Annotated in this window: 10 protein-coding genes; 4 read left to right on the top strand and 6 right to left on the bottom strand. The window is 54.5% G+C overall.

Going from position 1 to position 15,115, the window contains the following annotated elements:
- Positions 1–52: 52 nt before the first annotated feature.
- A complete protein-coding gene (locus OEW58_08340; protein ID MDH5301354.1) occupies positions 53–457 on the top strand; it encodes a globin domain-containing protein in 405 nt (134 codons plus the stop codon).
- A gap of 18 nt (positions 458–475) precedes the next feature.
- Here OEW58_08340 and OEW58_08335 read toward each other — a convergent pair whose 3' ends face one another.
- Complete coding sequence (locus tag OEW58_08335; GenBank protein ID MDH5301353.1) at positions 476–1,843, bottom strand: L-serine ammonia-lyase; 1,368 nt, start codon at positions 1,841–1,843, stop codon at positions 476–478.
- A 164-nt stretch (positions 1,844–2,007) separates the two neighbouring features.
- On the opposite strand from OEW58_08335, the gene OEW58_08330 reads away from it, so the two are divergent.
- Positions 2,008–3,000 carry a zinc-dependent alcohol dehydrogenase family protein gene (locus OEW58_08330; protein MDH5301352.1) on the top strand — a complete coding sequence of 331 codons (993 nt, stop codon included), beginning with the start codon at positions 2,008–2,010 and terminating at the stop codon, positions 2,998–3,000.
- A gap of 50 nt (positions 3,001–3,050) precedes the next feature.
- On the opposite strand, the gene OEW58_08325 is transcribed toward OEW58_08330, so the two are convergent.
- The 3 genes from OEW58_08325 to argE form a co-directional block, all read right to left on the bottom strand.
- Entirely contained in the window at positions 3,051–4,487 is a 1,437-nt protein-coding gene (locus tag OEW58_08325) for a flagellin (protein ID MDH5301351.1), read from the bottom strand.
- Positions 4,488–4,609: 122 nt separating this feature from the next.
- Positions 4,610–7,261 carry an ATP-binding protein gene (locus OEW58_08320; GenBank protein MDH5301350.1) on the bottom strand — a complete coding sequence of 884 codons (2,652 nt, stop codon included), beginning with the start codon at positions 7,259–7,261 and terminating at the stop codon, positions 4,610–4,612.
- A 157-nt stretch (positions 7,262–7,418) separates the two neighbouring features.
- On the bottom strand, positions 7,419–8,573 hold the full coding sequence (gene argE / locus OEW58_08315) for an acetylornithine deacetylase (GenBank protein ID MDH5301349.1): 1,155 nt from the start codon (positions 8,571–8,573) through the stop codon (positions 7,419–7,421).
- 127 nt (positions 8,574–8,700) lie between these two features.
- Between argE and OEW58_08310 the strand changes: the two genes are divergently transcribed.
- Positions 8,701–9,126 (top strand): response regulator, encoded by a 426-nt coding sequence (locus OEW58_08310; protein ID MDH5301348.1) that lies wholly within the window; start codon positions 8,701–8,703, stop codon positions 9,124–9,126.
- Between the two features lie 34 nt (positions 9,127–9,160).
- Here the strand turns inward: OEW58_08310 and OEW58_08305 are convergent, their stop codons facing one another.
- Positions 9,161–12,028, bottom strand: a complete 2,868-nt coding sequence (locus tag OEW58_08305; GenBank protein ID MDH5301347.1) for a valine--tRNA ligase — start codon at positions 12,026–12,028, stop codon at positions 9,161–9,163.
- A 127-nt stretch (positions 12,029–12,155) separates the two neighbouring features.
- Positions 12,156–13,412: a cadherin-like domain-containing protein gene (locus OEW58_08300; protein ID MDH5301346.1), complete on the bottom strand. Its 1,257-nt coding sequence runs from the start codon at positions 13,410–13,412 to the stop codon at positions 12,156–12,158.
- A 305-nt stretch (positions 13,413–13,717) separates the two neighbouring features.
- Between OEW58_08300 and OEW58_08295 the strand changes: the two genes are divergently transcribed.
- Positions 13,718–15,112, top strand: a complete 1,395-nt coding sequence (locus tag OEW58_08295) for an ATP-binding protein (protein MDH5301345.1) — start codon at positions 13,718–13,720, stop codon at positions 15,110–15,112.
- The last annotated feature ends 3 nt before the right edge of the window (positions 15,113–15,115 follow it).

The raw sequence follows: 15,115 nt of genomic DNA, 5'->3' as shown, positions 1-15,115 counted from the left end.
GCGTTTTTATGAAGCGGGCGCTTGGAATGTCATGTTGTAACCAGGGGGCAGTATGACAGCGGATGAAATCAAACGCTTACAACAAAGCTGGGCTGCGGCCACGGTGAGTCCAGACAAATTTACGGAAAAATTCTACGCCAATGTGTTTGAACTTGATCCCGAGCTGCGAACCTTATTCAGGCGCAGTATGGGAATGCAGGGGAAAAAACTCTATAGCATGTTTTCCACGGTGGTGGATTACATGGGAGAAAGCCAGCGCTATATCGTGCCGTTGGTTGCCGCAGGACGGCGACACACCCAATACGGTATCAAGGAGAAGGATTTTGAAACCGTGCGTCAGGCCTTGATGAAAACTCTGGCGGATGAATTAAAAGACGGTTTTGATGCTGAAACCAGACTGGTATGGGAAATGGCATACAACACAATCGCGACGGTGATGCGATCGTCATTGTATTAAAAAAAACAGGGATATGTATCAGCACTCGGTGATGCTGACGGCCAGCCCGCCCAGGGATGTTTCCTTGAATTTGTGTGACATCTCCTGGCCGGTTTGTTTCATCGCGGCAATGCATGCGTCCAGCGGCATGATGTGTTGACCAGATCCCCGTAGCGCCAGCGTCGCTGCCGTATACGCCTTGATGGCACCAAAGCCATTACGCTCAATGCACGGCACCTGAACCAGTCCCTTGACCGGGTCGCAGGTCATGCCCAGGTGATGCTCCAGGGCAATCTCGGCGGCGTTTTCAATCTGCGCGCTGCAACCACCTTTGATGGCACACAGACCGGCGGCAGCCATGGCGGCGGCGGAACCGACTTCACCTTGGCAACCCACTTCTGCACCGGAAATCGAACTGTTGTGTTTGATGATGCCGCCAATCGCTGCTGCGGTGAGCAGGAATGTGTGGACGTCATCGTTGCTGGCGTGTTCGTGTTTGACCGCGTAATACAGCACCGCAGGGATCACACCCGCAGCGCCGTTGGTTGGTGCGGTGACCACCATGTGGCCGGCGGCATTCTCTTCGTTGACGGCCATGGCGTAGGCGCACAGCCATTCATTGAGCGAGCACTGCTGTGGCGCATTGACCAGTTGCTGGTGGAGGTGCTTGGCGCGTCGATTGACGTTCAGGCCGCCGGGCAGCAGCCCATCGGCGTTTAGGCCGTTGTTGATGCACTGTTGCATCGCTGTCCAGATCTGATCCAGTCCCATTTTGAGTTTGCGTTCGCTCATGCGCGTCAATTCATTTTGGCGTTTCATCTGTGCAATGGATTGACCACTGCTGGCGGACATCAACAGCATTTCCCTGGCAGAATTGAAACCAAAGGGTGAAAGATCGTTGTCCTCCATGTGCAGCGGTGCGTGCAGTTGTTTAATCTCTTGCAAGGTGCTGACGAAGCCGCCGCCGATGGAAAAATACGTTTCTTTTTTTAACGTCTGCTGGTGACTGTCGACGAGTTCAAAAATCAAACCATTGGGATGCTCAGGTAGTGCCGGGCCAAGATCAAAATGAATGTCTTGCGTCGGATCAAACAGCAGCGTTTGATTGTGCGGCGTACTGATTTGCGACTGATGCATTAACTGCGCGATCAGTGTGCTGACGTCGGTGTTGATTAGATTGGCCGGCAGATAGCCATGCAGCCCGAGCACAATGGCCTGATCGGTGGCGTGGCCCTTGCCGGTAAAGGCCAGCGAGCCTTTGAGTGTACATTTGATGCGCGAGGTGTCTGGCAAACCGAAGGTGCGCAACTGTTGTAAAAAAAGATGGGCCGCGACCATTGGTCCCATGGTGTGGGAGCTGGAGGGGCCAATGCCTACTTTGAGTAAATCCAAAACACTGATAAACATAGGCAGACATACTTTGTGTGAAGGATATATCGCAATATCGAACGGCTGCGCGGGAAAGTCCAGTTGAATAATGCATTTTTTTGCAGGCGCAGTTTGGCAAGAGCAAAATGCAGTTGCGAGTGCGCGGTAGAAATCTCCGGTAAGCAAATCAAAGAGGGTGTGCAGTGAAAGCAATGATGATTAAGCAAGGTGGTGACGCGTCAGTATTGACGCTGAGTGATTGGCCGAAACCTGAGATCTCGGCGGGTCAGGTGCTGGTGCAGGTTAAAGCCATCGGTGTTAACCCGATTGACTGCAAACTGCGCGCGGCACCGGAGCGTTTCCCTGTGCAATTACCGCTGGTGATTGGCTGTGATGCGGCAGGTATCATCTCGGCGGTAGGGGCGGGTGTGGTTGATTTCAAAGTCGGTGATGAAGTGTATTTTTCTCAGCCGGGATTGGCGGGCTGGCAGGGAACATATGCGGAATATGTGAGCGTGGATGCATTGCTGCTGGCACACAAGCCTCGTGCCATCAGTTTTGTTCAGGCCGCTGCGGCACCGCTGGTGCTGATCACGGCCTGGGAGGCGCTGCACGATCGCGCGCGTTTACAGGCGGGGCAACGAGTGTTGATTCATGCTGGCGCGGGTGGCGTGGGTCACGTGGCAGTGCAACTGGCCAAGCTCGCCGGCGCCAGTGTCGCCACCACCGTGAGTAGTCGTGAAAAAGCCGAGTGGCTCACGTCGCTGGGGGCGGACAAAACGATACTGTATCGCGAGCAAAACGTCTGTGATGAGGTGATGGCATGGAGTCCGGGTGGTGTGGATGTGGTGCTGGATACGGTGGGTGGACAAGTGCTGCAGGACAGCATGGCTTATGTTCGCCTCTGTGGAGATGTGGTGACCATTCTCCAGCCTGTCCCGGATTTTAACTGGGGCGAAGCAAGGCTGCGAAACGTGCGCTTTAGTTTTGAATTAATGCTTTCGGCGGTAATGCTCAATCTGCCGGAACTCAAGCGGCATCACGCGCAAATTTTGCAGCGTTGTGCCGGCTTGATGGACGAAGGAAAGTTGCACGTACAGGTGGCAAAAACATTTCCGCTGACGGCCGCCGCCGATGCGCAGCGCTATCTGGAACGACAGCACCCGTCGGGCAAGGTGGTGTTGATGGTGGAATAAAAAAGGGAAGGCTATGCCTTCCCTTTTGGGTTTGTGGTTTGGGATTACTTTTAGCGCTGGTTGAGCAAACCCAGTGCGACATGCGGAATCATGTTGGCTTGACCGAGCATGGCCAGGCCGCTCTTCTTCAAAATCAAAGCGCGGGTTAGCTCGGAGGTTTCCTTGGCGTAATCCGCATCGGCAATGCGACTGCGTGCGCCAGACAGATTGACGCTGTACGTTTCCGAGTTGCGCACAGAAGATTCGAATTTGCTTTGCAGCGCACCAAAATTGGCGCGTTGGGCAGATACGTTGGCAATCGCGGCGTCGATAATCGACAAGGCACTATTGGCCTGATCGACGCTGCTGATATCCAACTGAGCGACGGCTTGCAGCGCTGAGGCTTCACTGGCGTTGGTGGTAACGGCAGCGGCCGTGCCTGTGACTGTGAAATTGCTGTCCGAGTTGAACTTCACTTGGCCAGTAACAACTGCGGCATCACTGACCGCATCGGCGGTGAGGGTGCGACTGGTTGCGCCGGCGTTGACGGTAACGTCACCGGCGTTGGCATTGCTGGTGTCGCTGACGGTGATTGTTTCCCCAGAAAAATGATTGAGCGTGATGCCGCTGCCATCGCCGTTGACGCTGGCGATGACGCCGGTAGTGGCACTTTGTTCGTTAAAGGCTGTCACGGCTTGTGACAGGGCCTGGGCGCCGCTGGAGGCGTCCAGGGTGAAGCTGACGGTTTGCACTGTGCCGTTGTCAGCGCTGATGTTCAAACTGTAACTGCCTGCAGCGCTGAACGTGATATCGGTCTGGGTGCTGGTTGTGGCACTGACACCGGTGGCATCGGCTTGCTGATTAACGGCGGCAGCAACATCCTGGGCAGATGCGCCGGCGTCGTAATTGACGGTGGTGGTGCCGGCAGAGCTGATGATGTCCAGGCTGCCAGCGGCAATGATTCGATCGGTGGCGGCGACGGAGGATTCGTTACCCGCTACCTGGTGATTGCCATATTGATCAGTTTGGAAATTGCCACTGGTGGCATTGATGGTTTGTCCTGCATTGGCGCCCGCCTGAAACAATGCGTTGGCGAAACTGCCATCCAGCAGTTTTTTACCGTTGAATTCGGTGCTGTTGGATAAACGGTGTAGTTCAGCGGACAACTGACTGGCTTCGGCTTGCAGAGCCTGGCGGTCCGAAGATGAATTGGTGGCATTGGCGGATTGTATGGCCAGTTCGCGAATGCGTTGCAGCATATTGCTGGCTTCATCCAGGCCGCCTTCGGCAGTTTGTGCCAGGGAAATACCATCGTTAACGTTTCGAATCGCAACATTGGTGCCCAGGATTTGTGTGGTCATGCGTGCCGCAATGGCCAAGCCTGCAGCGTCATCTTTGGCGCTGTTGATGCGTTTTCCTGACGATAGGCGCTCCAGCGGGGTTTCCAGTTTGGTCTTGTTCAAATTGTGCTGAGCATTGATTGAACTGGTATTTGTATTGATTTTCATAGGGGGCACCGTTACTCGCAAGTATGCATAACTGCGTTTGCGGCGGATGGCGGCCAGATTAAATAGTCAAAATGTGTGCTTTGCTAGCCCGGTCACAGGAAAAAATTGTGACCGGGTTGGCGTTAGGCAGGAGTGAGGATTGAATCGGTTGGATTTGTCTGCAATTGCTGATCGACCAATGCCAGCAATGTTTGTCGGGTAAAAGGTTTGCACAGCACGACGGCGTTATCGGGCAGTTGCGCATCAAGATTTGCAGCATCCATTTGGTGGGCGCATAGCAAAATGACCCGAAGTTGGTCGGGATGCTGTTGAGAGCAATATTGCGCGAGCGCCAAACCGCTTTCGCCGGGCATGATGCTGTCGCAGATGAGTAGTTGAATTTCCTCGGATAACAACAGTTTTGCCTGGGCGCTGCTGTAGGTAGTGGTAACGTAGTGACCGTTGCTGGAAAGCACATCGCTGGCAACGCGGCACACAGCAGGGTCTGGGTCGACCAGCAATATGTGAGATTTGCGCGGAGATGATATTTGCGTGACTTCGTCGTGGGGTGGGGCCGGATTGGCCTGGTTGACGGAGCGAGGGAAATACAGCGTAAATGTGGTGCCCTGGCCGACGATGGAATGGACTTGCACCGTTCCCTGGCAGCGTTTGGCAAAACCAAAAACCTGACTCAGTCCCAGACCTGTGCCGCGCTCACCTTTGGTAGTAAAGAACGGCTCAAACAAGCGTGGGAGAATTTTTTCGTCAATCCCACAGCCGGTGTCAGCCACTTCAATAGTGATATGGTCGCCGGAACTGATATTCAGTTGGCGCGCCAGCTCTGGCGTGATATTGCGGTTGCTGGTTCGGATAGTCAGTTGGCCGCCATCGGGCATGGCGTGCATGGCATTGATGGCCATGTTGAGCAGACTGTCTTCGAGTTCATCCCTGTTTATGTAGGTGGGCCAAGGGGCTTTTTCGAGCTGGGTAAGAATGCTGATGTTGCGGTTGAGGGTTTGCTGAAGCATGTCTTGCATTTTAGTGATGACAGCATTGACGTTGTCCAACTGTTTTCGGCTATCGGTTTTTCGTGAAAATGCGAGTAGCTGGGCGGTCAATCGACAGGCGCGTTCACTGGCGAGAAAAATTTCCCGATTGTAGGCGCGTAACTGGGGCAGATCAGGCAGCTTTCTTTCCAGCATTTGGCTGTAACCAAGTATCACCGACAGAATGTTGTTGAAGTCGTGGGCGACGCCGCTGGTGAGTTGGCCCACTGCTTCCATTTTTTGTGAGTGGCGAATAATTTGTTGTTGCTGTTTTTGTTCACTGATATCGCGGGCGATGAGTGAAATGTAGTCGAGACTGTCGTTTTGGGTGTAATGCGCGATCAGGGTGAGATGGAAAATAATTGTTTTGTTATCGGCACCGACAAATTGGCATTCGTCGGTCCAGTTGCCGAACAAGGTACAGTGCTGAATCAGTTGTTCCATGGTCATTTGCGAGGCAAATTGCTCAAACCGTGAAAGCAGTGTGACCGAATCGGTGTGTGCTAGCGGATCGGGTTTGAGCAATGCCCGGCCGGCAGGATTGATGTATTGCAGAGCGCCTTGTGGTGTGCAGATAGCGATGACATCCGGTGCTTGTTCGATGAGAGTGGTGAGCTGCTGGATACGCGTATCCGCAGCGATTTTATCAGACAGATCGACAATCACCTGGACGGTGGCGGCTTGGGTTTTGCCGCTGGAGATAGGGTAGACGCAGATATCCCACCAAACATTATTGCTGTGATGCATTTGAAAATGTTGCGTTTGAGCTTGATGGCGGGTGTTGCGACAAACGGGACAGTCTTGTTCGCTCATCAGCTTCGAATGAAAAAGCGGATGGACATGATGACCAATGAGGTTGGTCGCTGGTTGCTTGGCCAGTCGCTGCGTGGCTTGGTTTACCTGACGGATGATGCCGCGATTATCAACAATGAGCGTGGCTTCGGGGATGGCGTCGTAACTGCTGGCGTCGCGTGCCATTTGGGCAAAGGGACGCTCCAGGGTGTGTTTGACGACCGCGAGAAAAAGCGTCCAGTACGATAGAAATTCGAATATGTGGCCAAACACATTGGCTGCGACAGGGGGGGCGTTTGGTGGCGCAATGCTAAAAAACACCTGGGCCAGCAGCGCAAAAATGGTGGCGATAAAAATGAACCGATAGAGATAGGATGATAGTTGCTGTCGATGACGATATTGCAGCCACAAACAGTAGAGAAGAATACCAATGACGGCATAAATGCTGACGTTGTTAAATGTGGTAATGGCTGACTGCGGAATGTTCACATTAATCAATTGGTCAGTAATCATTACCAGCAACAAAAGACTGGCCACACCCAGCCAGATAAAACCCTGGATAATTTGCTGGTTTTGTTTGATCAGTAGTAACGTTGTGCCGAATAAAACCAGTGCTTCTGTTATTCGACTGGCCAGCCAAAACTGAATTGAAACTTCGGCCCCTAAAAGAGGAAAGATCTGAAGGCCGGGAAACGTCAGTACATGGGTCAGATTCAGCAGACTGGCCCAAAGATAGCCGTATCCGAGAAACAGCATGGTGTTGTTGCGCAATAAATGGCGAGTGTGCCAGGCTGCTATGCACATCATAACGCCAATCGCGACAGTGGTTAGCTCAATCAGGGTATGAAACAGCAGGTAGTTGAGCAGGCTGCAAGCGATGAAGGCAATGGCCAGGCCCAATGGCAAAGAGCGGCTAAACAGATTCGGGCTGAATGCGTCCTTTGGAATGCTGGGCATGCGTTGGGTCCATCAAATTGAGTTAACTCTGCTTGTGCACATCCATGTACAGTCGCACGCTTTGCAGAATGTAAAACATTATGGCGGTATATTCCAAGTAAATTAATTAACTATTTAAACTAGTTTTTTGATGTTTTTAGAAAAAGTGGTTTGTACCCTAAAAGCAGAAGCGTTTACATAGATCGCGAATGACCTGCTGCATGGGGCTGATCCGTGCCAATGCCAGGTATTCATCGGGCTGGTGGGCCTGATCAATATCGCCGGGGCCGAGGATGATGGTGTCCATGCCCAGATGGTTCAGGTACGGACCTTCGGTACAGAACGCCACCGCATGACTTTGGCGATGACAGAGCTTTTCTGCTTCCTGCACCAGCGGTGACTGCTTGGGCGTGTGCATGGGCGAGGTGCCATCAATCAGCGAGGTTAAACTCCACTGGATGTCGTTATTCAGGGTGTTGTGCAGGCGTAGGCGTAATTCCTCGCGGAGTTCTTGTAGCTCCATGCCGGGCAACGGACGCAGATCAATGTGCAGCTCGCACTCGCCGCAAATGCGGTTGGGGTTGTCGCCGCCGTGAATGTGTCCCAGATTCAGGGTGGGAACGGGCACGGCGAATTGATCGTCTTTGTACTTGCTCTGCAGCTCCGTGCGCCATAACAAAATGTCGCCGATGACTTTGTGCATGTGTTCCATGGCGTTGTTGCCCAGGCTGGGATCGCTGGAGTGGCCCGAACGTCCGGTCAGACGGATCGATTCCATGATAATGCCTTTGTGGGCGTGGACCGGCGTGAGGCCGGTGGGTTCGCCAATTACCGCATATTTCACGTTCGGGCAGCCGCGTTCGACCAACTCTTTGGCGCCGTCCATGGAGCTTTCTTCATCGGCGGTGGCGAGAATGTAGATCGGTTGTTTGAGCTGGGTCGGATCAACATCGCGCAGCGCATCCAGCACAATGGCAAACCAGGCCTTCATGTCGGAGGTGCCCAGGCCATAGTAGCGACCATCGGCTTCGGTCAGTTTGAATGGATCAAAATTCCACAGGTGGGCGTCATAGGGCACCGTGTCGGTATGGCCAGCAAACATCAGACCTTCGCTGTGTTCGTTGGCCTTGCCCAGTCGGGCCAGCAGATTGGCCTTATGCGGCTGGGCGCGCAGTGGAATGACTTCGACTTCAAAGCCGAAATCCTCCATCCAGCTGGCCAGCAAATCAATGACCGGCCGGTTGCTGACATCGTATTCGGGACTGACACTGCTCATCGACGGCGTGGCGATAAGCTGTTGCAACATGTGGTTCAATGAAGGTTTATTAGTCATGCTTTTGCCCAATACATTACTTTTGGTGTAGTATTTTTCCGGTAGAAATACTGTGTCATGCTCAGGAACAGCAGACTATATACGATAAGGGATTATACGAATCGGCCGGGCTGATAGGAATCGGCTCGTGACCCAGTCCTGTTTTTTTTGGAGCATTGAAGTGGTGGATTCTTTGAGCACGCGCGTCATGGTGGTTGATGACGAACTGACAGTTGCCAAGCTGATACAAGAGTTGCTCAAAGTCGATGGCTTTGTGTCGGAGGTGTTTCATGATCCTCGCGATGCATTGGCCGCGTTTGAGCGTGATCCGCAGGCGTACAGTTTGATGGTGACGGATCAAACCATGCCAGGGATGAGTGGTAGTGAACTGGCAATGACGGTTATGCGATTGAAGCCGGGTTTTCCGGTTATTCTGTGTACCGGGTTTAGTGCCACTATCGACAAGGAGGCGGCGCTGGCTATAGGCATTAAAGCCTTTTTTACCAAGCCGCTGGACATGGGCGAGTTTCTCGATACGGTTAGTCAGTTGCTGGGATCCCCTGGCAATCAGTAACGAAAAAGCCCGGCATCTGCCGGGCTTTTTGTTTTTAGAGCTTCTCGATTTTTTCCAACTGCGTTTGCAGTTCCGACAGCGCGGTCTGGAAACCGGCCAGCTTGGCCTTTTCCTTGTCCACCACGTCGGCGGGCGCCTTGTCGACAAACGCGGCGTTGCCGAGTTTTTTCTCTACGCCGTCGGCCTGCTTTTTCAGTTTGTCGATTTCGCGGTTCAGACGCGCCAGTTCTGCGTTCTTGTCGATCAGACCGGCCAGCGGGATCAGTACCTTCATGCTGCCCACCAGTGCGGTGGCCGATTCCGGAGCATCGTTGCCCACTAGGGTGATGCTTTCCAGTTTGGCCAGGCGCTCGACGAACAGCGCGTTGGCGGCGAGGTAGGTCTCGTCCTGTTTGCTGGCGCCCTGCAGCAGTACCGGCAGCGGTTTGCTTGGCGGAATGTCCATGCCCGAGCGGATCTTGCGTACGCCGAGAATGAAATCCTGCACCCACTTCATTTGCTCCAGCGCGACGCTGTCGGCTTCGCTGCTGCCTTCGGGGTAGCTTTGCAGCATAATCGTGGTGGCGTTCACACCGGTCGCTCCCGGCGTCCTGCCTCCCGCGACACTAGTACGTCCCTGTACGTCGGCAAGTGGCGCGACGCGCTGCCAGATTTCCTCGGTGATGAACGGCATCAACGGATGCGCCAGACGCAGTACCGACTCCAGCACCTGCACCAGGGTCTGGCGCGTACCGCGCACCGCAGCCGCGGAGCTGGCTTCGCTCTGCAGTACCGGCTTGGACAGCTCCAGATACCAGTCACAGTATTCGTTCCAGATGAAGTCGTAGACATTCTGCGCCGCCATGTCGATGCGGTAGCCCTGCAGGTTCTTGTTGACCTGCGCGGCAACCTGCTCGAAGCGGGCGCGAATCCAGCGGTCAGCCAGGCTGTACTCAACGTCTTTATTTTCCAGCTGGCCGCAGTCCTGGCCTTCGGTGTTCATCAGCACGTAGCGCGCGGCATTCCACAGCTTGTTGCAGAAGTTGCGGTAGCCTTCCACGCGTTGCAGATCGAAGTTGATGTCGCGGCCGGTGGAGGCCAGCGCCGCAAAAGTGAAGCGCAGTGCGTCAGTGCCGAAGGCGGGAATGCCATCGGGGAATTCCTTGCGCGTCTGCTTCTCGATCTTCGCTGCCAGCTGTGGCTGCATCATGCCGCTGGTGCGCTTGGCGACCAGGGATTCCAGGTCGATGCCGTCGATCAAGTCGATCGGGTCGAGCACGTTGCCCTTGGACTTGGACATTTTCTGCCCCTGACCGTCGCGCACCAGACCGTGGATGTAGACGTCCTTGAACGGCACCTGGCCGTCCATGAACTTCATGCCCATCATGATCATGCGCGCCACCCAGAAGAAAATGATGTCAAAGCCGGTGACCAGCACCTGGGTGGGGTAGAAGTTTTTCAGACGATCGGTATTCTCCGGCCAGCCCAGGGTGGAGAACGGCCACAGCGCCGAGCTGAACCAGGTGTCGAGCACGTCTTCGTCCTGGCGCAACATTACGCTGCCAGCTAGTTTGTGCTTGGCGCGAATTTCTTCTTCGCTGCGACCCACGTAGACATTGCCCTGATCGTCATACCAGGCGGGAATGCGATGGCCCCACCAGATCTGGCGCGAGATACACCAGTCTTCGATGTTGCGCATCCACTCGTAATAGGTGTTCTTCCAGTTGTCGGGAATGAAACGGATGCTGCCGTCTTCCACGGCCTTGATCGCCGGTTCTGCCAGCGGCGCGACCTTCACGTACCACTGGTCGGTGAGGAAGGGCTCGATCACTGCGCCGGAGCGGTCGCCGCGTGGCACCATCAGTTTGTGGTCCTTGGTGTCGGCCAGCAGGCTGTTTTCTGCCAGTTCTTCCACCAGCAGCTTGCGTGCTTCAAAACGATCCAGGCCGCGGAACTCCTCGGGAATCAGTGCGCCGTGTTCGTCATCCGCGCCGATGATGGCGGCGTCGATGGTGAAGATGTTGATCAGGCCGCCGTTGGGCAGCGCGGCAATGGCGGAATCTTCGCGGTGGCGACTCCAGACCTGATAGTCGTTGAAATCGTGCGCCGGGGTGATTTTTACGCAGCCGGTACCAAATTCAGGATCGACGTAGTCGTCAGCAATGATCGGGATCAGACGGTCAGTGAATGGTAATTTCACCTTCTGGCCAATCAGGTGGGCGTAGCGCTCGTCACCGGGATGTACTGCCACGGCGGCGTCGCCCAGCATGGTTTCGGGACGGGTGGTGGCGACCACCAAGTGGCCGGTGCCATCCGCCAGCGGATAGCGCATGTGCCACATGTAGCCGTTTTCTTCTTCGGACAGCACTTCCAAGTCGGACACGGCGGTGTGCAGTTTCGGATCCCAATTGACCAGACGCTTGCCACGGTAGATCAGACCTTCTTCGAACAGGCGAACGAACACTTCTTTCACCGCCTCGGACAGGCCGTCGTCCATGGTGAAGCGCTCGTGTTCCCAGTCCAGCGATGAGCCCAGACGGCGCAACTGGCGGGTGATGTTGCCACCGGATTCGGCTTTCCATTCCCAGACGCGTTCGATAAAGGCATCGCGACCCAGATCGTGGCGGGTTTTACCCTGGGCGGCCAGTTGGCGCTCCACCACCATCTGCGTGGCGATACCGGCGTGGTCGGTGCCCGGCTGCCACATGGTGTCGTGGCCTTTCATACGGTGGTAGCGGGTCAGGGTGTCCATGACGGTGTTGTTGAAGCCATGACCCATGTGCAGGCTGCCGGTGACGTTGGGCGGCGGGATCATGATGCAGTAGGGGGCGTTACCACTGCCATTGGGAGCGAAGAATCGATTTTTTTCCCAGAAGGCGTAGCGGTTTTGCTCAATATCTTGCGGGTTATAGGTTTTTTCCATGGCTTCAATACTGATGGTTTTAAGGGACAGGGGCCGGATTATAGCCTAGAAGGCGGGAATATGGGGCACGCAAAAAAGGCCAGCTCCTCGCGGAGACTGGCCCGTAAGTGGCGCATTGGCGCCGGGATCAGAACGCGGCAGACTGCTCGATGGAGTAATCGGACTCGAGTGCCTGGTCGCTGACAGCCGTGACGGCGAAGTAATAGGTGCCTTTGCTGCTCACGATATGAGCGTAGTTCAAGGAGTTACCAACATCAATCACCGTGCTGTACACGCCAGGCTGGGTGCCGACGTAGAGCTTGTATTGAGTGACGTTGGGGCTGATGCTGGCATCCCAGCTCAGTTGGAAGGTGTGGTTGGTGACGCAATTGCTGACACACACAATGTTCAGGCTGACGCTGGCGATGGAGATGTCACCGTCGCTGTCGAGCAGTTGATAGGTGAAACTGTCGGTGCCGAAAAATCCGCTGTTGGGCGTGTAGTCGACGCTGCCATCAGCAAGTACCGTGACAGTGCCGTTGCCGGGATTACCGATTACCGACAATTGCGCGGCATCACCCAGTCCGGTGTCGTTCACGGTGAGGTACAGGATTTGGCTGATGTTTTGGTCCATGGTGTAGCTGTCTGGCTTGGCGACGGGAATGTCATCCACCGAGGCGACGGTGATGGTGACTTTGGCGTTGGCGAAGCCACCGTTGCCGTCGGAAATTTCGTAGGTGAAGTAATCTACGCCGTTGAAGTTGGTCTTTGGGATGTAGCTGAATTGATCAGCGCCGATCTGTGTCACCGAGCCGTTGCTGCCCTGGCTGTAGGCGGTGATTGATAGCGTGTCGCCATCGGCGTCGCTGTCATTGTTTAATACGCCGCTGATGATGGCTGCCTGATCTTCTTTGCCCAGCACGCCATCAGCCAAGGCAACGGGGGCGGTATTTACTGGGGTGACAGTACCTACGGAGCCACCAGTCGTCCCGCCGGTAGTTCCGCCAGTAGTGCCACCGGTTGTACCACCGGTAGTTCCGCCAGTAGTGCCACCAGTTGTCCCACCGGTTGTCCCACCGGTAGTACCGCCAGTAGTACCGCCAGTAGTACCGCCGGTAGTACCGCCACCAGTTGTACCATCGGTAGTTCCAGCTACGGGCGGGACGATAACAACTTCGACACCGGTTCCGCTGTTGCTATCGGTGCTATTGGCGTTGCCGCTGGTGTCGGTTGTGCCGGGGGCGTCATCTTGCTGCTCTGTTTGATCGTCAACCTTGATGGTGGTGACGAACGAACTTTTGTCATTGGGTTGGTTGTTCTCTTCGGGCAAGGAAACTCCGCAGCCTGACAGGGCGATGATGGAGGCCAGACTGCTGACGGTGATAATGGGGCGCAGGGTTTTCATGGGTATATCCGTCCGTTGTGGTAAACAAATAGCGACAGTGCTTACCCTGAGGTTTCGTCCCGGCGGTCTGGTTTTGCGCGATATCAGTCACAGTTTTCGCAGTGAATTTGTTTAATCCGCGTAAACAGCAAAAAAAACTTGGGTATCAAGACTTGATAGGGAGGAATTTGCTTTGAACTGCCATGCGGAATTCGGCGTCGCTGCCGAACAACAAATTGCCGTAAGCAGTTTTATGTGACAGAGGTGTTCGTGGACAAAAAATAGGTGGCCGGTTGTGTTGAACGAAGAGCAAGCAGGCAAGAACGATGGATAGCCGAGAAGATCGACTGGTGCAGCGGTTGTTTTATCTTGCTGGCGTGCTGCTACTGGCTCTGGTCGGCTTGAATAGCTGGCTGGGCTGGCAGGACAGTCAGGTGAGCTATCGTTTGCAGAAGGCGATCGAGTTTCAGCGGCAAATTACCAGTTTGTATACCTCTATTCTGGATGGCGAGTCCGGGATGGTGGGCTATGTGCTGACCGGTAACGAGGATTATTTGCATCGATATGAGCTGGCACGCCGGCAGTATCAGGGCGTGATTCTCTTGTTACAGCAGCATAGTCATTCGCATCATCCAGATGTATCACTGTTAAATGTGTTGGAAGTCCAGATCAAGGCGGCCTTTGTTGAGATGGATGAGGTGTTGGACTCCGTCAAGCGTGGTTCACGGGCATTGAGCATAGAGCGAATTCAAACCCAATTTATTCACACCATGCTGATGGAAATACGTCGGGGGTTGGGGGAGTTGGAGTGGGAGGAAGATGTTTTTGTCCATCAAGAGCAGCAGCAAATTAATCGCTACCATTTTTGGCGATTTGTGCTGGTGGTGGTTGAGGTCTTTCTGATTCTGATGATGGGCTGGTTGATCTTACATAGTCTGCAGGTGCGTCGTCGGGCCCTGCGAGATCAGCATGAGTTGCAATCTCAGTTGTTACAGGCGAAAAAACTGGAATCGGTGGGGCAGTTGACTGCCGGTATTGCGCACGATTTCAATAATATTCTGGCAGGAATTAATGGATTCAGTCAGTTGGCTCAACGCAAGTACGGCAAGTTGGACCCGAGTGGCGAATTGTCTGATTATCTGCGCGAAGTGATTGAGGGAGGACGCCGAGCTCAGACGCTGGTGAGGCAGTTACTGGCCTATAGCCGCAATCGCGGCGGCAATCTACAGACCGTGGTTTTGCAAAATGTGCTGGAGGCTGTGGCAGGATTGCTGCGGGCGAGTATTCCCAGCAGTATAGTCTTGCGTTGGCAGCCCGATGGTTTGCCGCTGCGGGTGAAAATCGATGTGGTGCAGTTCCAGCAGGCATTGGTCAATGTGGTGATTAACTCACGTGATGCCATTGGTCAGATGAGTGGTGAAATTAAGTTGTCGCTGGAATTGTCCACTTTTTCGCAGCAGCGATGCAGTTCGTGTTCGGCAGAGCTGAGTGGTGAGTACGTTTGTGTACATGTCGCCGATACAGGGCGAGGGATGGAGCCAGAGGTGGCGCAGCGGGTGTTTGAGCCTTTTTTCACTACCAAAATTTCAACCGAAGGCTCCGGGATGGGGTTGGCGGTGGTGCATGGCATTTTGCATGGTGCTAACGGCCACGTAGTGCTGCGCTCAACGCCGGGGATGGGGACAACTGTGACGCTGTTATTGCCCCAGGCAACGGACTAGTCC

It is taken from the genome of Gammaproteobacteria bacterium (assembly GCA_029884425.1).
Taxonomy (GTDB): domain Bacteria; phylum Pseudomonadota; class Gammaproteobacteria; order S012-40; family S012-40; genus JAOUHV01.
This window is presented reverse-complemented; position numbering and strand designations above follow the sequence as displayed.